Origin of the sequence: Nonomuraea pusilla, from assembly GCF_900109355.1 — a bacterium.
GTDB lineage: Bacteria > Actinomycetota > Actinomycetes > Streptosporangiales > Streptosporangiaceae > Nonomuraea > Nonomuraea pusilla.
The window spans coordinates 117,662-137,776 of sequence record NZ_FOBF01000019.1; the positions used below are offsets into that span (position 1 = coordinate 117,662).

Genomic DNA, 20,115 nt, shown 5'->3' on the forward strand with positions numbered 1-20,115 from the left:
CCTTCTCGCGGACGCGGTCAGGGCAGGATGGAGTCGACGTACCCGCCGTCGACGCGCACCGCGCCGCCCGTGGTGGCGGAGGCGTGGGGCGAGGCGAGGTAGACGACCATGTTGGCGATCTCCTCGGGCTCGATGAGGCGCTGCAGCAGCGACTGCGGACGGTACTTGACCATGAACTCGTGCTGCGCCTCGTCCCAGGGCAGCTCGTCGCCGACGAGCTCGCGGACGAATCCTTCGACGCCGCCGGTGTGGGTCGGTCCGGCGATGACGGAGTTGACGGTGACGCCGGTGCCGGCGGCGTCCTTGGCGAACCCGCGGCTGACGGCGAGGAGCGCGGTCTTGGTCATGCCGTAGTGGATCATCTCGGCGGGGATGGCCACGGCCGAGTCGCTGGCGAGGTTGAGGACGCGCCCCCAGCCCCGTTCCTTCATGCCGGGCAGGTAGGCGCGGATGAGCCGGACGGCGGACAGGACGTTGACCTCGAAGTAGCGCCGCCACTCGGCGTCGTCGATCTCCAGCGGGGGGACGGAGCCGAAGATGCCGAGGTTGTTGACGAGGATGTCGGCCGTGGGAACGGCCTCCAGCACGGCGGCGGCGCCCTGCTCCCTCGCCAGGTCGCCCACGGCGCCCGCGACGTCGTCGTTGCCGGAGCCGGCGCGTACGGTGCGGACGGCGTCCGCGACGCGCCCCTCGTCGCGGCCGTTGACGACGACGCGGGCCCCCGCGCGGGCCAGGCCGGTGGCGATGGCGTGGCCGATGCCCTGCGTGGAGCCGGTCACCAGAGCGGTGCGGCCGGAGAGATCGATCTGCATGACGGTTCCCCTCATCGAGTGGAGCTGGAGCTGCTGTGGCGGTGGTCCGGTGCTCGTTCAGGCGGTGCGCGGGGAGAGGGTGTAGCGGACGGTCTGCGCGCTGATGAGCCCGTCGCGGAAGACGAAGGTGTCGACGCCGTCGGTGACCTGGTGGGCGGCGCTGGTGGCGGTCCACTGCAGGAACAGGACGTTCCCGGCGAACTGCGGGGTCAGCTGCCAGTCGGCGTCCGGCAGGTCGGCCAGCAGGCGGCCGATGCCCTCCTTCACACCCTGACGACCTGTCAGGACACCCTCCGGGGTGAGGAAGACGGCGTCCTCCGTGTAGTTCTGGCTGATCAGGTCGAGGTCCCCGGTGCCCAGGCGGGTGCCGTGGTCGGCGAAGACCTCCTGGGGGGTGCGGGCCGTCCGCAGTTCGCCGAGCGCGGCGGTGGCGAAGGCGTGGTCCTGCTCGGGGGCGCCGCCGCCGAGGCCGAGGGCGCCGATGAGGTGCCCGTCGCGGTGGACGGGCACGCCGCCGGCGATGAACAGCAGGGGCTTGTCCAGCGCGGTGGGCAGGGAGTGGAAGGGGCCGTCCGGCTTGACCAGGTCGACCAGATCGGCCGTCGGCGCGTTCAGCTGCAGGGCGGTGTAGGCCTTGGCCGTGCTGGTCTCGCCGGAGATGAGGACGGCGCGCTCGTCACGGTGGAAGGCCAGCAGGTGTCCGCCGGCGTCGAGGACGGTGACGCTGACGGGGACGCCGGCCGCGCCGGCGGCGCGGCGAGCGGCGCGGACCAGGGTCTGCGCGTCTGAACCTGTCAGCGGGGCCACGGCGGTGGCGCTCATGGGAGTTCTCCTTGTGTCGTCAGGAAGCGTGTTGTCGGTGCCGGGGCGGGAGTCGCGGTGGTACGGGCCTGCCGCGGCTCCAGCCGGTGTGAGATGACGGCCAGCACCAGCGCGGCGGCGGTCAGGACCGCACCGACGGCGTTGGGCGCGGTGTAGCCGAGTCCGGCGGAGATCACCAGGCCGCCGAGCCAGGCGGACAGGGCGTTGCCCAGGTTGAAGGCGCCGATGTTGGCCGCCGAGGCCAGCGTGGGCGCGCCGTGGGCGTGGTCGAGGACGCGCTTCTGCAGCGGCGGGACGGTGGCGAAGCCGAGGGCGCCGATGAGGAAGACGGCCACGACGGACGCGGCCTTGCCGGAGGCGAGGAAGGTGAACAGCAGCAGGACCAGCGCCAGGCCGCCCAGGGCGGTGTAGAGCATCGGCATGAGCCTGCGGTCCGCGAATCGGCCGCCGACGAGGTTGCCCACCACCATGCCCGCCCCGAAGACCACCATCAGCCAGGTGATGGACGACTCCGCGAAGCCGCTGACCTCGGTCATCATCGGCGCGATGTAGGTGATCGCGGCGAACACGCCTCCGAAGCCGAGCACCGTCATGGCCATGGCCAGGACGACCTGGACGCTCCTGAAGGCGGCGATCTCGTGCCGCAGCCGCACTCCGTCCGGCTTGGGCAGGTCGGGTACGAGCTTGGCGACGCCGGCCAGGCCGACCACGCCGAGGGCGGCGACGATCAGGAAGGTCACGCGCCAGCCGGCGCTCTGGCCCACGAACGTGCCCAGTGGCACGCCGACGACGTTGGCCACGGTCAGGCCGGTGAACATCATGGAGATGGCGCCGGCCTTCTTCTGCGGCGCCACCAGTTCGGCGGCGACGACGGAGCCGATGCCGAAGAAGGCGCCGTGGGCCAGCGAGGCCACCACCCGGCCGATCAGCATGACGGCGAAGGCCGGGGCGACGGCGGAGATGACGTTGCCGATGACGAACAGGCCCATGAGCAGCATGAGCATGTTCTTGCGGGACATCCTGGTGCCGAGGACGGTCATGATCGGCGCGCCGATCATGACGCCGAGGGCGTAGCCGGTGACCAGGAGGCCGGCCGTCGGCACGGACACGCCGAGGTCCGCGCCGACCTGGGGCAGCAGCCCCATGATCACGAATTCCGTGGTGCCGATTCCGAAGGCCCCTATGGCCAGGGCCAGGAGTGCGAGCGGCATGACGAGGGTCCCTTGACAGACAGATCGTTTTGCGCAAGCGCCTTACGTGCGCCAACAATAATTGCACACGACGACTAATTGCAAACGCGGGTAGAGTGACACAGGCCTCTTTCTGCCCGCCTGGGGGAGCCGTTCATGACCGCCGGCGAGGTGCCTCCCCGCCGCCAAAGGCGCTTGACGCACCCTCGCCCCCTTCCCGCCCGCCTCGCGTCCACGGACGTGACGCGTGTTTCCGCAGCTTAGGTGGCAGGCGTCGGGGCGGGCGGGTTCGAGGCTGGTGTGTCGCCGGGCGTCCTGCGACGAGGGAAGGCAGGCCCGGCTGCGGCGCGGGTGGCGTCGGGAGGCGGCTGGGTAGGGGTGCGGGAGAGGGGAAGGAGAGCCGTCCATGAGTGTTCCGGCAGGGGATGCCGAGCGGCCCGCCACGGTGGAGGGCACGCGTCCCCTCGAACTACGGGATCTCTCCGACATCGGGGCGTACGTGGCGGACGACCGCGGGCGGATCGTCGAGGTCAACGCGCGGGCGCAGCTCCTGCTCGGCCGGTCCGCCGCCGAACTGCTGGGCCGGGACGCCCACGACCTGCTGCACCGGGGGAGGCACGGCGAGCCGCTGCCCCGGACCCTCTGCGCCATGCGGCAGCCGTTCGTCAGCGGGCACACCGCGCAGGGCGAGCGGGAGTGGCTGGAACGCGGTGACGGCTCGCTGCTGCCCGCCTCCTGGATGGTGACGCCGTGCCGGCTCGGGCCCGGCAGGACGGGGGCGCTGGTGCTGTTCAGGGAGAGCGGCTCACCCGGCCCCGCCGAGCCGCAGCCGACACGCCTGTCGTCGCCGCTGTCGGAGTTCGACCGGCTGGCGCTGCTCGCGGAGACGACGACGAGGCTGACGGCCAGCCTGGACGTGGGCGAGACGCTGCGCCAGCTCGTGCGGCTGGTGGTGCCGCTGCTCGCCGACTGGGTGGTCGTGGACCTGCTCACCGAGAAGGGCGGCGTGAACCGCGCCGCCGTGGTGCATCACGAGGGCGGCGTCCTGACCCACAGGATGGACCTGGAGGGGCCGATGCCGCCCCTGCCGCAGGAGTCGCCGATGCCGCTGTCGCGGGCGCTGCGCGGGGTGGCGGCGGCGCTCGTCGGCCCGAAGGACTACCAGGGGCCTCCCGACTCCGGCATCGCGGTCGCCCAGAGGAAGCTGTTCGAGGCGACCGGCATCCACTCGGCGAGCATCGCCCCGATCCGCGGCGTGCGCGAGGTCGTGGGGGCGCTGACGCTGGGCCGCTCCGAGCGGCCCGGGGCGTTCACCGCGGCCGACCTCCTGCTGGCCGAGGACATCGCCCGCCGGGCGGGGCTGGCCCTGGACAACGCCCGCCTGTACGAGCGGCAGCGGCGCGTGGCGGAGACCATGCAGCGGCACCTGCTGCCGCAGCTCCCGCAGGTGCCGGGCCTGGAGATGAGCGCGCGCTACCTGCCCGCTCCGCACGCCTCGCAGGTGGGCGGCGACTGGTACGACGCGTTCGTCCTGTCGGACGGCGCGACCGGGCTCGTGATCGGCGACGTGGTGGGCCACGACCTGGAGGCGGCGTCCGGCATGGCGCAGGTGTGCAACATGCTGCGCGCGTACGCGGGAGAGCTGGAGGAGCCGCCCAGCAAGGTCGTGGACCGGCTCGACCAGGCGGTGGCCCGCATGGCGGAGGCGACGATGGCGACCGTCGTCTTCGCCCGCCTGGAGCCGGTCGACGGAGGATGGCGGCTGTGCTGGACCAACGCCGGGCATCCGCCGCCGCTCCTCGTGCGGCGTGACGGGTCGGCGCGCCTGCTGGAGGAGGGGATGGGGCTGCTGCTGGGCACCGCTCTCGCCCCCGTCAGGGAGGACGCCGCCGTGGACGTGCCGCCGGGGTCCACGCTGCTGCTGTACACCGACGGGCTGATCGAGTCGCGGCGGCACCCGCTGGACGAGGGGCTGGCGCGGCTGCGCTCGTACGCCGCCTCGCTGGCGGACCGCCCGCTGAGCTCGCTGTGCGACCTGCTCCTGGCCGGGGTACGTCCGGAGGACAACGACGACGACGTCGCGCTGCTCGCGGTCCGCGTGCCGGAGTGAACGGGCCCTGGGACGCCGCGGCCCGCCGCTCCGGCCGCCCCGCGGTGGGCGGGCGGCGGAGGGCGGGCGGGCGAGCGGCAGGTCGGCCGTGAGGACTAGTGCTGGTCGTTCGGCGGGGGTGAGAACTGGCCGTAGCGGACGTTGCGCGTCCGGTCCCCCAGGGGCGGCTGGGCCTGGCCATGCGGCTGCTGCGGCCCACCGTGCGCAGGGGGCCCGTACTGGCCTCCGTACTGCCCGCCGTACTGGTCGGGCCCGTGCTGGGCGCCGCCGTACTGGCCGCCGTACTGGTCGCCGCCGTACTGACCGGCGCCGTGCTGGCCCGATCCGTACTGGTCGCCGCCGTGCTGCAGGTTGCCGTTCTGCTGGCCCGACCCGTACGGCGAGGAGCCGTACCCGCCGGGGCCGCCCTGCCCGTACGCACCGTGGCCATGAGCGCCGTGGGCGGGCTGCGCCGGGGGCGAGACGTGCCCCTGGCCCGGGGGCAACTGCTGCTGCTGCCACGGGGGCGGCGACACCGCGCCGTACGCGCCGACGGGCGCGGGCGAGGGGTAGGCCGGCTGGGGCTGCGGGCGCCGGCGTTCGCGCAGGACCTTGACCAGCACCAGGATCACCACGATGGCGACGATCACGCCGGCGGCGATGAGCACCCACATGAGGATGGGCTTGGGCGACTCGTCCTTGCCCGCGGAGATCGCCTGCTGGGAGTCGCTGATGTACTTGGCGACGTACGGGTGGTTCGGGAACAGCGCCTGGACCTCGCGGAACTTGGGCAGCGCGTCCTCGTAGTAGTGCCGGAAGTAGTCGTTGAGCGCCTCGTTGTACCGCGTGGTCGTCAACGCCTGGGCGGGCTTGACGTTCTTCTCGCCGAGCTTCTCCTTGATGATGCTCACGGGCAGGACGAAGCTCTCGCTCTCGGACGACTCGCCGGTCTCGCTCACCGTGCCGGCGATCAGCATGCCGATGACCTTGCCGTCCTTGCTGAACACCGGGCCGCCGGAGTTGCCGTGGTAGGAGGGCGCCTGGGTCTGGATGTACGGGACGCCGGTCTGGGTGGAGCGCTTGGCGTTGTACGGGCCCTCGGTCAGCGCCGGCTCCAGCCTGGACTCCAGGCTGAAGAACGGGGTGTTGGTGACCAGGCCGGGGAAGCCGCTGATGTAGAGCGTGTCACCGGTGCGGACGTCGGCGTCCTCGCCGAGCGGCACGGTCGGCAGGTTCTGCTGGCCGTTGACCTTGAGCAGCGCGAAGTCCTTGCCGGGGTAGCTCTCGCCCACGGAGACCAGCTCGGCGGGGACGGCCTTGGCGGTCTTGTCCACGCCGCCGCCCGGCAGGCTCTGCAGCACCGACAGGCTCTGCTTCAGGCCGCGGATCGTCATGTGGTTCGTGTTGAACGTGATGTAGATCTGCTGGGCCAGCTTGAGGATCTCCTCGTCGGCCTCCAGCCCCTGGAGCCCGCTGATGATCTCCTTGGCGTCCTGCTCGTTGAACTTGGTCAGCGCCTGCTTGGCGAACAGCTGGCTCAGCTCGGTCTCGCCGACCTGGACGCAGTGCGCGCCGGTCACCATGTAGCCGTCGGGGGTGACCCACCAGCCGGTGCACAGGCCGCCGACCTCGGCCTCGACCGTACGTTCCGGCGTGGTCGAGGTGAGGTAGGTGTCGACGTCGGCCGCGATCCGCTGGAACAGCCACTTGGCGATGCTGCGCTCGTCGGAGGAGATCTTGCCGGAGGCCACGGTGGCGGTGGCCTGCTGGACGAGCTCCTGGAACGCGGTCTGGTTGATGGTGCTGGTCGGCACGGCGACGGTGCCGGTGTAGGTGAAGCTGGTCATCTGCACCGCGGGCTGGGTGCGCGCCGCCAGCCAGGTGCCGACGGGCACGTCGGGCCGCTCGTCGGGGGAGCCGTCGGCCACCGCCGGGGACGCGGGCAACGCGACCGCCATGACGACCGCCGCCGCTGCGGCGATCTTCACTAACCTCTTCCTGAAATTTCCGCTCACGAGCGGCAATGGTGAGGGGCGCCGCTTGTGTGTGGCTTGAAGGCTACTTGGGGGAAATCAGCGTCTTCTTGCAATCCGCCGAACGGGGACGCTTCCCGCGGCCGAGACCATGATCCGTACGAGCCGCCGAGGGGATGCTACTCCATGAACGGCGCCCGCGTGGTTCCGCGCCGCCGCGGGCCCTCGCGGCGGTCCTTCCACCAGCGCTCGCCCGCCCGCAGCATGTCCTCGCAGACGCGGTCGAGGAAGCGGCTCATGTCGTCCAGGCGCATGCCGGCGGATGTGGAAGGCCCGAGGACGCCGGCCCCGCGCCTGGCCGCCTCGGCCAGCGTCGCGTTCCTCCTGGCGCTCGCCCGCCAGGCGCGGTACCAGGCGTCGTCGTCGATGACGTACCTGTCGCGGCGGCGGCGCGGGTCGCGCTCGCGGCGGATCAGGTCGTGGGCCTCGAGTTCGGCCACGGCCTTCGAGATGGACGCCGGGCTGACGCGCAGCCGCCGGACGAGGTCGGCCACCGTGAGGCTGCCGCTGTCGGTGACGTACAGGCAGGCGAGCACCCGGGCGGTCATGCGCGGCAGCCCCGTCACGGCCAGCACGGCGGTGAGCTCCTCCTCCGTCTCGTACACGGCTCCGGGGTCGCGTCCTGCCACGGCGGCGGGGGAGGGGGACGCCGGCGCGCGGCGGCGGGCGCGCTCCGCGGTCGCGCGGTGCGCCCGTTCGGCGTCGTAGCCGCCGGGGCCGCCGTTGCGGATCACTTCGCGGCTGACGGTCGAGACGGGCCGGCCCAGCAGGCGGGCGATCTCGGTGTACGTCAGCCCTTCCGCGAGGCCGTCGGCGACGCGCCGCCGGTCCTCGTGGGTCAGCCTGCCTCCCGGCATCCCGTCACGCCCCCTCGCGGTCCCGCTGCCGTCCCGCCGCCGTCCTGACCGACGACAGTATTGCGTTCGCCTTCACCTCATTGCAAGAGGCGGCATTTGTTTTGCATTCATGGCCACCACCATTGCAAATCACCTCTTCTAAAGGCTGTTTACAGTTGACGAATTTATAAAAGCAAATTAGCTTTTGTTCTGCGCTGCACGCGTACTATCGCGTTCGGTCTCGTCCTGTCGTCCCCTGGAAGGACACCCCATGACCTCCACGGCGCCGACCGCCGTCACCGCGCGGTCGCTCGCCCCCGACCTGGCGCGCGGCGTCATGCTGCTGCTCATCGCCCTGGCGCACGCGCCCGCGTTCGTGGACGACCGGCCCACAGGATCGGCCACGCTCGACGCCGCGGGGAGATTCGTCAAGTCGCTGCTCGTCGACAACCAGGCCCGCGCCATGTTCGTGTTCCTGTTCGGCTACGGGCTCGGCCAGCTCGCCCGCGCCCTGCGCGCCCGGGACGCCGACTGGACCGCGACGAGGACGCTGATGCGGCGCAGGGCGACCTGGCTCGTCGTCATCGGGTTCCTGAACACCGTCGTCCTCGTGCCGCTCGACATCGTCGCCGTCTACGGGCTGGCCCTGCTGCTGCTCGCCCCACTCGTACGGGCCCGCGACGCGGTGCTGTGGCGCATCGCCCTGCCGGCCCTCGTCCCCGCCACCCTGCTGGTGGCGTGGCAGAGCGTGCAGGCCCAGGTCCGGCCCGTCGTCGGGGCGGCGTTCATGGAGCCCACCTTCGGCGCCCACCTGCTGGCGAACCTGCCATCCTGGCCGGTGGAGACCGCCGTCTCCGTCGTCGTGGTGGTGCCCGGCATGCTGGTGGGCGTCTGGGCCGAGCGGCGCCGCGTCCTCGACGAACCGGAGCGGCACGTCCGCGTGCTGCGCCGCCTCACCCTGAGCCTGCTCGGCGTGGCGATGATCGGCAGGCTGCCCTCGGCGCTCGCGGCGGCCGGGGCGTGGACGCCCTCCTCGGACGCCGCCCGCTGGGCCGCCGCCGTCGCGCACGACCTCACCGGGTACGCGGGCGGCATCGGCATGGCGACGGCCGTCGGGCTCGTCGCGCTGAAGGCGGGCCGCGGCCCGCTCACCACGGCGCTCGCGGCGCTGGGGCAACGGTCGCTGACGTTCTACCTGTTCCAGTCCGCGGTGTGGCTGGCCCTGTTCTACCCGTTCACGCTGGGCCTGCACGACGAGGCCGGTTTCCTCGCCGGCTGCGGCATCGCGGTCGCCACCTGGGCGCTGTCGGTGCTGCTCGCCGAGTGGATGCGGCGCGCGGGCCTGCGCGGGCCCGCCGAGGTGGCACTGCGCCGCCTGACCTACCGCGACCGGCCGCCCGCCCCGTCCCGCTCGTCCGCCGCGCCGTAGGTGGTGGCGCGGAACAGGAAGGAGGCCCACGAGCGGTAGGGCCGCCACGCCTCGGCCAGCTTCCTGTACGCGCCCGCGGGAGCGTCCTCGGGCAGGCCGTACGCCTCGCGCAGGATCGCGAACAGGCGTGGCTCGTCACCGGGGAACGCGTCGGGCGCGCCCGCGCCGCGGATCAGGATCAGGCCCGCGGAGAACGGCCCCACGCCCGGCAGGGCGCGCAGCTCCGCCAGGGCCTCCTCGGGCGGCACCGCCCGCAGGTGCTCGGTCGTGAGCACGCCGTCGAGCGCCGCCCCGGCCAGCCCGCGCAGCCACTCCTCCTTCTGCGCGGGCAGGCCGAACCCGCCCGCGTCCACCAGGCTCACCGGCGGCGGGAAGGCGTGGTAAACCCGCCCGTCCACGGTCACCCGCGCGCCGAACCTCTCGGCGATGCGCTGCTTGATCCGGGACGCCACGAGCATCGACGAGCGCTGGACGATCACCGCCCAGCACGCCGCCTCCCACGGGCTCCAGAAGCAGAGCGGGCGCAGGCCGGGGCTGCGCCGCTGTAGGTCGCCGAGCACCGGGTCGGCCTCGCCGAGCGCGGCGAAGCCGGTGCCGTCGACGTCGAGGGAGAGGATGCGCGCCACCTCGCCCCTGATGCCGGGCCCGGCCGCGCGGGTCGTCGCGACGGCGACACCGCCGGGCGCGGCGGTCACGGTCACGCCGATCGGCAGCCAGTCGGACTCCGCGTTGTACGCGAAGCGCAGCGCCCGCCCGTCGGAGGGCAGGGCGCTGGTGGCCGGCCAGTCCTCGACGAAGCGCAGGGTGGCGCCGAAGTCGAACGGGCCGTCGGCGGTGATCGTGAATCCGTGGCGCGTCATGCGCGCCATGGTAGGCGGCCGCCGCCGGCACTCCAGCCGTACGCCGTGACGCCGGGCACCGGCCGCGACGCCGAGCTCGCGATGTCCGGTCGAGCTCACCTCGTTGCTGAGACGTCAGGAGCAGTGACGTGGCACCGTGCGCCCCGTGGGCGTTGGGCCTGTGCGGGCCGGATGCCTGATGATGGAGCGCATGACGAACGGGACGTCGACGTCCGGGACGACCACGCGCCCCGGGCCGCCTCACTTGCTCGGCCTGACCGAGCCGGCTGAGCGGCCCGGTAACGTGCCCGAGAGCTTCTGGGCGGGTCTGCTGGAGGTCGGCTGGGCCGCGCGGCTGCGCTCCGAGGACGCCCAGACCCGGTTCCGGCTGCACTACTACGGGCAACGGCTCGACGGGCTGGTCGTCGGTGACGAACTGCCCGCACTGGTGTACGCGGTGTCCGCGTCGGGACATCGGATTCTGCTGTTCGACGGCGCCGCGCATGGCCATGACGCGATGTTCTGCGACACCTGGGACCAAGACGCACTGCGAGCTCGGCGCGCCGACCAGGTGTATGTCGACGCTGACGGCGAGGACGTCTTCGAACTGGTGGTCTGGGCCGGCTACAACATCGACTGGGAAGAGGAACGGGACTCCTTCCTGGACGCTGACGGTTCCGACCTGGTCACACTCGCCGACGGTCGCCGCATCCCGTTCGAGGTCGCCCGGCACGCCGCCTTCGACGCGCTCACGGTAACCGCCACGAACGCGTACGGCAGGGCCACCGATGTCGTGTCGGAGGAACTGGCCTGAGCGCACCGCCGCCAGCGGCGAGGTTCATCCGCTCGCGCCGCCGGCGACGTGCCCCGGGGCCGCTAGTTCACGCAGTCCTGCTGGGGGAGGCCGAGGGCCATCTCGTAGATCGTGCCCTTGGCGTTGAGGAGGAAGGAGAAGTAGGCCTTCGGGTTGCCGGGGACGGTGACGTACGGGTAGCCGCTCGCGGCCGTCTTCAGGTTGGGATAGGCGCGTTTGAGCTGCTGCTTGGTGGAGCCCAGGCCGATGCCCTGCGGAGTCCTGGCGCCCTTCGGGGCGAAGATCACGGCCACGCCGTGCTTCTTCGAGATGAACAGCCCGACGGAGTCGCGGCCGGTCGGGTGGGCCTTGAGGTCCCAGGCGGTGCAGGTGGGGGAGGGGGCGGAGCCCCCCTTGGCGACCACCTTGCCCGTCGCCTTGGCGGTCTTGGCGCTCATGCCCAGCCTGACGCCGCCGTAGCCGTACGGGCCGAACGAGCCGGCGGTGGTGGCGGTGGCGGCCTGCGCGGCGGGCGCGAGGCCGCCCAGCAGCAGCCCGCCGGCCAGCGCCGCCGCGAACCCGGTACGGACGATCACGTGTGTGCTCATGCAGGGTACGACGCCCGGAGGGGCGGGGAGGTTCACCCGGATCCGCGCGCGTCCCCGTGCTCGTCGCCGGCGAGGAGCCTCGCCATGATCTCGTCGAGGGCGGCGAGGTCGCCCGCGGGCAGGGCGAGCAGGGAGCGCGGCGGCCTGGCCAGGATGCGCTCCGCCTGCCGGGCGGCGGCCTCGCCCTCGGGGGTGAGCGTGACGATCTTCGAGCGGCGGTCGTCGGGCGAGACGCTGCGGACGACGTGGCCGCGCCGCTCCAGGTCGTCGACGACCAGCGTGGTGTACGGCTTCTCGGTGGCCAGGCCGGCGGTCAGGTCCCGCATGCTCAGCGGGCCGGGCAGCAGGTGGCGCAGCGCCTTGACCCGGAAGAAGCTCATGCCGAGGGCGTCGGCGACCTCCTTGCGGCGGTCCTCGTGCTCCAGCACGAGCGCGCGCATGGCCGACCAGACGCGGACGGCGGAGCCCGGGGCGGCGGCGTCCGGGACTGCGGGGCCCGGCGCGGGGCCCGGCGCGGGGACGGTGGTGTCGCTCATGAGGTGCCGGCCGTTCTGGTCGAGACGTGGGAGAGCCGCTCCGCCGTGCGGACGGCGGTCAGGCCGGCCCACGACGTGGTCGTCAGGATACCGAGCAGCAGGATCGCCGCCCCGCATCCGGTGACGATCCACCAGCCGACGTGGCTGGCCTGCGGCAGCCCCGACGGCAGCGGCCCCCGCACGGCCGAGGTGACGAGCGAGCCGATGACGGCGACGCCGAGCGTCTGCCCGATCTGGCGGCTGGTCGAGGCGACGGCGGCGGCGACCCCGGCCTGGGCGCGCGGCATGCCGGAGACGGCGGTGTTGGTGATGGGCGCGTTCAACATGCCGAAGCCGAGGCCGAACAGCACGTACGCGGACATGAGCTGCCACAGCGGCGTGTGGGCGGTGAGCCCGGTCAGCATGAGGCCGCTCGCGCCGATCGCGATGCCCGCCACCAGCAGGGGGACGCGCGGGCCCGCGGCGCCGACGATGCGGCCGGACAGCGGCGCGCACACGGCGGTCAGCCCCGCCATGGGCAGGGTGTAGAGGCCCGCGTGCAGCGCCGGGTAGCCGAGGGTGGTCTGCAGGTAGAGGGTGTTCATGAACAGGAACCCCGCGAGGGCGGCGAAGCCGCACACGGCGACGACGGTGGCGCCCGAGAACGGCACGCTGCGGAAGAACCTGAGGTCGATGAGGGGTTCGGCGCGGCGCAGCTCGTACGGCACGAAGGCGCACAGCGCCAGCGCGGACACCGCGAAGCAGGCCAGCGTGCGCGTGGACGTCCAGCCGGCGGTGGGCGCCTCGATGATGCCGTACGTGAGGCTGGTCAGCAGCACGATGACGAGCGCCTGGCCGACCGGGTCCACCCGGCGCGGGTGCGGGGCGCGCGACTCCGGCACGAACAGCGCGCACAGCACGACCGCGGCCACCCCCACGGGGATGTTGATCCAGAAGATGGACTGCCAGCCGACCGAGCCGACCAGTGCCCCGCCGACGAGCGGCCCGAGCGCCATGCTGATGCCGATCACGCCGCCCCACACGCCGATGGCGCGGGCCCGCTCGCGCGGCTCGGTGAACGTGTTCGTGATGATCGACATCGCCACGGGGTTGAGCATCGAGCCGCCGACGGCCTGGAGCGCCCGCGCCGCGACCAGCCAGCCCAGGCTGGGCGCGAGCGAGCACAGCAGCGAGCCGAGGGTGAACAGGACGAGCCCGGTCTGGAAGGTGCGGCGGCGGCCGATCCTGTCGCCGGTGGAGCCGGAGAGCATGAGCAGGCCGGCCAGCACGAGCGTGTACGCGTCGATGACCCACTGCAGGCCGGAGACGGAGGCGTGCAGGTCGCGCTGGATGGAGGGCAGCGCGATGTTCACGATCGTGTTGTCCAGGCCGACGATGAACAGGCTCATGCAGCAGATCGCGAGCACGAGCACGCGTCGCCTGGGGGTGAGCCCGGCGGCGGCGGGGGTCGCTTCGCGCTGTCCCGCTCCACTGGTTATAGGCATAGAACGATTATATTCGTATAACTAATGAAGTGCCCAGGTATGTGGCGTACGGCATACCTCGCCGGCGGCGGCCCCGCCGTCCGGGGGACCTCCCCGCCGTCACTCCTCGCGGCGGTAGACGTCGCTGCGGGCGAGCGGCTCGAACCCGAGACCCCGGTAGAGGCGGCCGGGCACGGGGTGGCCGTCGTCGCCGCGCGGCCCGACCACCGCCCGGCGGGCCCCCGCCTCGCGCGCCGCGTGCAGCGCCGCCAGGCAGACGGCCCGCGCCAGGCCCAGGCGGCGGTGCTCGGGCGCCGTCCCCGCGGGCTCGATCGCGGCGGCAGCGTTGGACGGGTCGAGCCAGGCCAGGCAGAACGCGGCGGCCGAGCCGTCGGGGGCCTCGGCGATCCAGTCGAGGTCCGGCCGGTACGGCCAGGCCGCGCGCACCGCGAGATAGCTCTCCTCGGTGACCCGTGACGGGTGGAAGGCCGCCCGGTGGGCCAGGACGCGGGCCGGGACGTCGGCGGAGGTCACGGTCCTGAGCCGGTACCCCGCGGGGACGCGGGGCACGGGCAGCCGGTCCAGCTCGCGCGCCATGTGACAGAACCAGGGGGCGGTGTCGTCGCGCCGGTAGCCGTGGCGGTCGAGGGCGGCGAGCAGGTGGGGCTCGGACGACGCCGCCATGACGGTCCGCCGCGCCCCGGTGCCAGGGGAGGCGGCGCCCGGCGCCGCGGGACGGGCGGGCGCGGCCGGCGCGGTCTCGGCGAACCAGGTCAGGACCTCGTCGGCGAGGCCGGGGCAGGCCGGGTCCACCATCAGGTCGAGGTGGCCGGGCAGCTCGATCCAGCCCCAGGCGACGGTCCTGCCCCCGGACCGCCACAGCCTCGTCGGCCACTCCGGTTCGCGGCCGGTGTGCTGATGGCGTTCCCATGCCAGGTCGCCGACGTGCCGGCGGGAGGCGGGCGACCAGAGGCGGGCGGCGAGGTCCTGCATGGCCCGCAGGTCGCGGGCTCCGGTGTAGGGGCTGGACGAGATGGTCATGCGCTGATTTTTCCGGTTGCGCGCCCACCCCGCAGGCCGTTTCGGTCCCCCGCAAGGCCCGTATGACACGTTCGGCGCCGCCGTGCGCCGCCGCGCCGTCATGGTGCTGTTCCTGCTGCGGTGGGAACAAGGCGCATAAGCCTCAATGCCTCGCATATCCGCCCTTTCCGCTACGTTGATCGCATGAAGGGGGCGTTGCTGGTCGCGGGCACCACGTCGGACGCGGGCAAGAGCGTGGTCACCGCCGGCATCTGCCGGTGGCTGGCCCGCCGCGGAGTCAGGGTGGCGCCGTTCAAGGCGCAGAACATGTCGCTCAACTCGTACGTCACCGCCGACGGCGCCGAGATCGGCCGGGCGCAGGCCGTGCAGGCCCAGGCCGCGGGCCTCGAACCGGTGGCCGACATGAACCCCGTCCTGCTCAAGCCGGGCAGCGACCGGCGCAGCCAGGTCATCCTCATGGGCAGGCCGGTCGCCGACGTGGACGCCATGGAGTACGGCCGCCTCAGGGACCTCGTGCGCGACACCGCGCTCGGCGCGCTCGACCGGCTCAGGAAGCAGTACGACGTGGTGATCTGCGAGGGCGCGGGCAGCCCCGCCGAGATCAACCTGCGCAGGGGCGACATCGCCAACATGGGCCTGGCCAGGGCCGCGAACCTGCCCGTCATCGTGGTCGGCGACATAGACAGGGGCGGCGTGTTCGCCGCGTTCTACGGCACGGTCGGCCTGCTGGACGCCGACGACCAGGCGCTCGTCTCCGGCTTCGTCGTGAACAAGTTCCGCGGCGCGCTCGGCCTGCTCGAACCCGGGCTGGACATGCTGCGCCGCCTCACCGGCCGCCGCGTCTACGGCGTCCTGCCCTGGCTGGACGGCCTCTGGCTCGACGTCGAGGACTCCCTCGCGCTCGACGCCCGCCGCGTCGGCGTCCGCCCGCCGCACGGCAGGCAGACGCTGCGCGTCGCGGTCGTGCGCTTCCCCCGGATCTCCAACTTCACCGACGTGGACGCCCTCGCCGCCGAGCCGGGCGTCACCGTGCGCTTCGCGACCGACCCGGCCGGGCTGGACGACGCCGACCTCGTCGTGCTGCCCGGCTCGCGCGCCACCGTGCACGACCTGGCCTGGCTGCGCGAGACGGGGCTCGCCGGCGCGATCACCGCCCGCCGCGGCCCCGTGCTGGGGGTGTGCGGCGGGTTCCAGATGCTGGGCCGCGAGATCGTGGACGAGGTGGAGTCGGGCGCGGGCCGCGTGGAAGGGCTCGGGCTGCTGCCCGTACGGGTGGAGTTCGCGGCCGAGAAGCGGCTGGGCAGGCCCACCGGCCACGCGTACGGCCGGCCGGTGACGGGCTACGAGATCCACCACGGCGTGGCGACGGTGGAGGGCGGCGAGCCGTTCCTCGACGGCTGCCGCCAGGGCGACGTCTGGGGCACGACCTGGCACGGCGCGCTGGAGAACGACGCCTTCCGCCGCGCCTTCCTGGCCGACGTCGCCGAGCGGGCGGGCCGCGACTTCGTCCCCGCGCCCGGCACGGACTTCGCCCGGCTACGGGAGGAACGCCTCGACGCGCTCGGCGACCTGGTGGAACGCCACCTCGACACGGAGGCCCTGCTCGACCTCATCGAACGCGGCCCGCACCCGGTGCCCGTCCTCCCGCCAGGGGCGCCCACCGCCGGCTGACCTCGCGCGAGAAGAATCCGGCGATCACCTGCTCAGGCAACTCGTCGTGAGAGATTTCACGCCCGCCGGTGGTTACCGCACTAAATGGGCCGATCGTTGCTCCGATGGGGGAGCGCTACGTCGGGCATGGACAGCGAGGAGACCAGAGCCTCATATGTCCGCACCTTGCGAATAACGCCATAGGTGAGCAGAAGATTCAGTAAGCCGAGGGCGATCGCCGTAGGGCCCGGATGACAACGAAAGGCACAGTCCTCCTTGTCAACTGGACAGTTACGAGTGTGGCTGTCAAGAACCGGGAATCTCCACGCGGACAGGTTCGAGCCCTGTAGGCGGCGCACCCGGGAACATGCCGGTGAGGAGCGCCGCGACGGTGTAAAGGTTCCAGGCGAGCGCGGGCTGCGTGACAGAGGGCGCCGCGAACACGGCCTTCAGCTCGTCCGGCCGGACGAGCGCGGACAGGGCGTCGGCGCGTTCGAGGACATAGTCGCGGAGCAAGCCTGACAGGACCGGCCCCGGGCTGGTCCGCCAGTTCCAGCTCGCGTTGGTCTTCTTGACCGGCTTGGCGACGGCTTTGGGCGGGGCGGGCGTGCGCGACCACGGCCACGACCACGTCCCACTCGGCTTTCCGCCGTCCGCCGCGAATCGCCACGGGCTTCCCTCGAGCTCGATCTTCTCGAGACCCGGGGCGAAGCGCCGGATCAACTCGTAGACCACCTCCTCGGAGTGCCGCCATCGCTGGTCGAGTGAGAGTGCTTCGACCACGACGCGGTTGTCGAGGAAGGGCTGGACGGGATCGCCCCGCCGCAGGGAGCCGGCCCTGGCGGCGGCGTGCCAGCGGCCCACCCGGTAGGTGATGTACATGTGGTCGAGGACCTCCCACGGGTTCTCCCCGACCCGGGCGAGCCAGGGGGCGGCCAGCTCCTTCGCGTGCGTGTTCGCGTCCTCGGTGAACAGCGCCTCGTTCTTCAGGAAGAAGTCGTTGACCCGGCGACGCATCGCTTTGTCGGTGGTCTGTCCCTGGCTGTAGAGGAAGCCGCCTCTGAGGATTTCGCCGCTCTGCCCGGACATCGTGGGTTTGGCGCTATAGGGCAGGTACTCCACGATGCTCTCGTAGGCGGAGGTCATCCCTTCGCACGTCCGCACCACCTCGTATGTGCGTTCCTGCGGGTGCGGGATCACGACCGCGTCCTTTCGCTCCGTCTGTACCGGAGGAATGACGGTGTGGTCGACTCTCAGCTTTCCAGTGATCAGACGGGCGATCACGACATCGGGATGGGTGTCCAACCCGTTCGTGGTAGCCCGGAAGGGTATGCGCGCGGCGTGCAGCAGCGCCGCCATCAGACGGCTGTCGCGGCCTCCGGTCAGCGCGAGGTTCACCGGCTCGGGGGCCGCCCGCAAGGGCTCGACCGCCGCCACGAGCGCATCCGCCAGTCTGGCGATGGCCGCGCGCCGGGCTCGTGACGAACTCGGTGTCGGATCCGCCTGCGGAAGAGGCTCCGTCCAGATCGTTCGATGCGCTCCGCGGACGCGAATGGCGGAGGACGGCGGGAGAGCCCTCACCCCCGAATACGGGGTTTCGTCGGACAGGAAGTATCCCTGGCGAATCATCGACTGGAGGGCGATCTCGTCCCAGACTGTTTTCCCGCCTGTCGCTACGAGGTGGACGTGCAGCGCTCGGGTGCCGATCACGTGGAAGTCGGCATTCTCCGCGTAGAAGACCGGGAAGGCCCGGGTACTGGAGGTCACCGCCTGAACGCCTTCCGCTTCTCCGCGCAAAGCGGAGAAGCAGCCGGCCATGCGCCGCGCTTCGTCGTGCAGTGTGACGGCCTTGCCGATCCGGGTGACATCACCGTCCCAGGAGAGGTTTCCGCTGATCCCCGTGGCGTGGTTTCCGCTCTTCACCAGCAGTGGCGGCCGATTCGGGGCGGAGCCCTCATTGGACCATGCCAGCAGCGCTGCTTCTGTCTCGGTCCAGGCGGCCTCGGTCACCGTCTCGGGCGGAACGGGAAACACTTGGTCGATTACCGACCGTGCAGCCGATATGGCTCTCGTGACATCGGCTTGAGAGTGCTTGGCGGCCACTGCCAGGTAAATACGCATAGTTCAGCCTGTAATCGTGTCTGGAAGGGAGTGTCTCCCCGCGCTTGGGAGGCGGGGAGACACCATGTCGACACCCGCCGGCGTAATAGGCCCACGAGGTGCGGCTGACGACCGTGCAGGTGCAGGTGCGGGACTGTCGGTACTTGTGGTTGTACGCGTCACAGCCGGACGTCCCCGTGACGCACCTGTACTGGACGAGCCGGTGGGTCGCAGCGGCCTCGGTGCGAGGGAGAAGACGCGCAAGAAGGCCATCGGCGGCTTCTGGACTCCAAGGGTCACGAATCTCTCCTTGCGGAGGCTCGGGCCCCTTTCGCGGAAGAGTCTCAACGCCGAATCTCCACCCACCGCTCTGCTTCTTGCGAATCGCATCCGCATGCCCTCACGAACGAGGAGACGAGTTGCTCTCGGGGCAGATGTTCACGAGACAGGGTCGAGGCCGGCGTATTCCGTGGCAGGACATCGCCGAGGATCTTCGCCGTTCGCTCAAGCCGGCGCAGAATCATCCCATATCAAGCTTTGAGCTTGCGCATGTGTCAAACAAACTCAGCAACGGTTTGGGGCATCGAGAACTTGGGGCAGGATGGCGTTCCCTCCTGACCTCTTCGCATCAGGTCAGGACTGCGGATTCGACGCTGTCAATTGCATGCACCCCTCTAACTGCAAGCACCTTGATCGTTTGTCACGCTAACAGCAGGAGCAAGTGATGTGCAAGTTTGATGCCGGCATCGCCGGACACTCAAAGTCACAAGTTGTTGGCACGCGGTCAGACATATCTTTTGGTCGGCCCTATAGGCGCAGGAAGGCGAGATTTCGCGGAACGCCTGCCGGCTGCCCGCCGAACTGTCCGGTGTGATGGTGGTCAGTGACTTGGCTGGAAGGTGGACGACCCGCGTTACCTGCGCCGGACCGAGTGACGCCTGCACTGGGCGCAGCGGAGCTCGACGGAGGGCCTTGCCGTGTCCGCTGGAGACAAGGCGGCCCGGCATGGCCGCCACTTGGCCGGGATCGGCCGATGGTCTCCGGGCGCGAAGCTGTGCTCCACGTACGAGGCCGTCACGGCGTCGACGCCCATGAACGTCCGGGAGTGGACCAGCCCTCGTGGTCCACCACCCGGACGCGAACGCGCGGAGAACGTCCTGGCTGCCGGACGACCCGGCCCAGCGGTTCACCCCGGCGACCGCCGTGCCCGGCGCCCACCTTCTCGAATGACGCTGGGATGGCTGAGTCGGGCGCTAGTCCTGGAAGGCGAGGCGGACGCCGAAGCCGACGATCACGACCCCGGTCACCCGGTCCAGGAGGCGGCGCACCGACGGTGAACGCAGGACGGTGCTCATCAGCGACGCGAAGGCGATCAGCACGCAGCTCCACACCAGCCCCTCCGCCACGTGGACGCCCGCCAGCAGCAGCCCCATCGCCGCGTGCGGCGCGTCGGCGGGGATGAACTGCGGCAGCATCGCCACGTAGAACGCGCCGACCTTCGGGTTGAGCAGGTTCGTGAGCAGCCCGCGGCCGAAGCCCCGGCCGAAGCCCACGGTCTCCTGCACGGCCTCCGTCTCCTGCGCCTTCGCCAGGAGCATGCGCAGCCCCATCCACACCAGGTACGCCGCCCCCGCCCAGCGCAGCACGTCGTACGCCAGGCGGGAGGCCGACAGCAGCGCCGACAGCCCCGCCGCGGTGAGCACGCCCCAGGTGAGGGTGCCGAGCTGGATGCCCAGCACCACCCCCCAGGCGGGACGCCGGCCCGCGACCAGCGACGTGCGCAGGATGAGCGCGGTGTCCAGGCCCGGCGTGAGCGTGAGCAGCGCGACGACCGCCGCGAACGACAGGACCGCTCCGGTGATGTCCACGGCCGC

16 protein-coding genes are annotated in these 20,115 nt (G+C 71.8%); 4 read left to right on the forward strand and 12 right to left on the reverse strand.

What is annotated here, in order from left to right; all coding sequences use genetic code 11:
* Nucleotides 1–17 precede the first annotated feature (17 nt).
* From BMX74_RS31910 to BMX74_RS31925, 3 genes are read right to left on the reverse strand one after another with little or no spacing between them, the layout of a single operon-like run.
* Nucleotides 18–812 carry an SDR family NAD(P)-dependent oxidoreductase gene (locus tag BMX74_RS31910; RefSeq protein ID WP_091104314.1) on the reverse strand — a complete coding sequence of 265 codons (795 nt, stop codon included), beginning with the start codon at nt 810–812 and terminating at the stop codon, nt 18–20.
* 57 nt (nt 813–869) lie between these two features.
* Nucleotides 870–1,634, reverse strand: a complete 765-nt coding sequence (locus BMX74_RS45120) for a heme-binding protein (protein ID WP_082535692.1) — start codon at nt 1,632–1,634, stop codon at nt 870–872.
* On the reverse strand, nt 1,631–2,845 hold the full coding sequence (locus tag BMX74_RS31925) for an MFS transporter (RefSeq protein WP_091104316.1): 1,215 nt from the start codon (nt 2,843–2,845) through the stop codon (nt 1,631–1,633). The genes BMX74_RS45120 and BMX74_RS31925 overlap by 4 nt, the downstream gene beginning before the upstream one ends.
* A 385-nt stretch (nt 2,846–3,230) precedes the next feature.
* Between BMX74_RS31925 and BMX74_RS31930 the strand changes: the two genes are divergently transcribed.
* Nucleotides 3,231–4,934, forward strand: coding sequence for a SpoIIE family protein phosphatase (locus BMX74_RS31930; RefSeq protein ID WP_091104317.1), 1,704 nt, complete (start codon nt 3,231–3,233; stop codon nt 4,932–4,934).
* Between the two features lie 95 nt (nt 4,935–5,029).
* On the opposite strand, the gene BMX74_RS31935 is transcribed toward BMX74_RS31930, so the two are convergent.
* Nucleotides 5,030–6,901: a S1 family peptidase gene (locus BMX74_RS31935; protein WP_256257384.1), complete on the reverse strand. Its 1,872-nt coding sequence runs from the start codon at nt 6,899–6,901 to the stop codon at nt 5,030–5,032.
* 164 nt (nt 6,902–7,065) lie between these two features.
* Nucleotides 7,066–7,803 (reverse strand): MarR family transcriptional regulator, encoded by a 738-nt coding sequence (locus BMX74_RS31940; protein WP_055510173.1) that lies wholly within the window; start codon nt 7,801–7,803, stop codon nt 7,066–7,068.
* A gap of 250 nt (nt 7,804–8,053) precedes the next feature.
* Between BMX74_RS31940 and BMX74_RS31945 the strand changes: the two genes are divergently transcribed.
* On the forward strand, nt 8,054–9,211 hold the full coding sequence (locus BMX74_RS31945; protein ID WP_055510175.1) for a DUF418 domain-containing protein: 1,158 nt from the start codon (nt 8,054–8,056) through the stop codon (nt 9,209–9,211).
* Here BMX74_RS31945 and BMX74_RS31950 read toward each other — a convergent pair.
* Nucleotides 9,163–10,071: a DNA-3-methyladenine glycosylase family protein gene (locus tag BMX74_RS31950; RefSeq protein WP_091104371.1), complete on the reverse strand. Its 909-nt coding sequence runs from the start codon at nt 10,069–10,071 to the stop codon at nt 9,163–9,165. The two genes, BMX74_RS31945 and BMX74_RS31950, sit on opposite strands and share 49 nt — an antisense overlap.
* Nucleotides 10,072–10,261: 190 nt before the next feature.
* Between BMX74_RS31950 and BMX74_RS31955 the strand changes: the two genes are divergently transcribed.
* Complete coding sequence (locus BMX74_RS31955; RefSeq protein ID WP_143078829.1) at nt 10,262–10,864, forward strand: hypothetical protein; 603 nt, start codon at nt 10,262–10,264, stop codon at nt 10,862–10,864.
* A 62-nt stretch (nt 10,865–10,926) separates the two neighbouring features.
* On the opposite strand, the gene BMX74_RS31960 is transcribed toward BMX74_RS31955, so the two are convergent.
* The 4 genes from BMX74_RS31960 to BMX74_RS31975 all read right to left on the reverse strand — a co-directional run bounded on the left by BMX74_RS31960 (nt 10,927) and on the right by BMX74_RS31975 (nt 14,491).
* Nucleotides 10,927–11,451, reverse strand: coding sequence for a hypothetical protein (locus BMX74_RS31960; protein WP_091104321.1), 525 nt, complete (start codon nt 11,449–11,451; stop codon nt 10,927–10,929).
* A 32-nt stretch (nt 11,452–11,483) separates the two neighbouring features.
* Nucleotides 11,484–11,987, reverse strand: coding sequence for a MarR family winged helix-turn-helix transcriptional regulator (locus tag BMX74_RS31965; protein ID WP_143078830.1), 504 nt, complete (start codon nt 11,985–11,987; stop codon nt 11,484–11,486).
* Nucleotides 11,984–13,471 (reverse strand): MFS transporter, encoded by a 1,488-nt coding sequence (locus BMX74_RS31970; RefSeq protein WP_091104323.1) that lies wholly within the window; start codon nt 13,469–13,471, stop codon nt 11,984–11,986. Before BMX74_RS31970 ends, BMX74_RS31965 begins: the two co-directional genes overlap by 4 nt.
* Nucleotides 13,472–13,570: 99 nt before the next feature.
* Nucleotides 13,571–14,491, reverse strand: a complete 921-nt coding sequence (locus BMX74_RS31975; RefSeq protein WP_091104324.1) for a GNAT family N-acetyltransferase — start codon at nt 14,489–14,491, stop codon at nt 13,571–13,573.
* Between the two features lie 183 nt (nt 14,492–14,674).
* On the opposite strand from BMX74_RS31975, the gene BMX74_RS31980 reads away from it, so the two are divergent.
* Nucleotides 14,675–16,162 carry a cobyric acid synthase gene (locus tag BMX74_RS31980; protein ID WP_091104326.1) on the forward strand — a complete coding sequence of 496 codons (1,488 nt, stop codon included), beginning with the start codon at nt 14,675–14,677 and terminating at the stop codon, nt 16,160–16,162.
* A 285-nt stretch (nt 16,163–16,447) separates the two neighbouring features.
* Here BMX74_RS31980 and BMX74_RS31985 read toward each other — a convergent pair whose 3' ends face one another.
* Both BMX74_RS31985 and BMX74_RS31990 read right to left on the reverse strand, forming a co-directional pair.
* The gene (locus BMX74_RS31985) at nt 16,448–18,262 is read right to left on the reverse strand and encodes an asparagine synthase-related protein (RefSeq protein ID WP_091104327.1); all 1,815 of its coding nucleotides are present in this window, start codon (nt 18,260–18,262) and stop codon (nt 16,448–16,450) included.
* 1,232 nt (nt 18,263–19,494) lie between these two features.
* Complete coding sequence (locus BMX74_RS31990; protein ID WP_055510191.1) at nt 19,495–20,109, reverse strand: LysE family translocator; 615 nt, start codon at nt 20,107–20,109, stop codon at nt 19,495–19,497.
* Between the last annotated feature and the right edge of the window lie 6 nt (nt 20,110–20,115).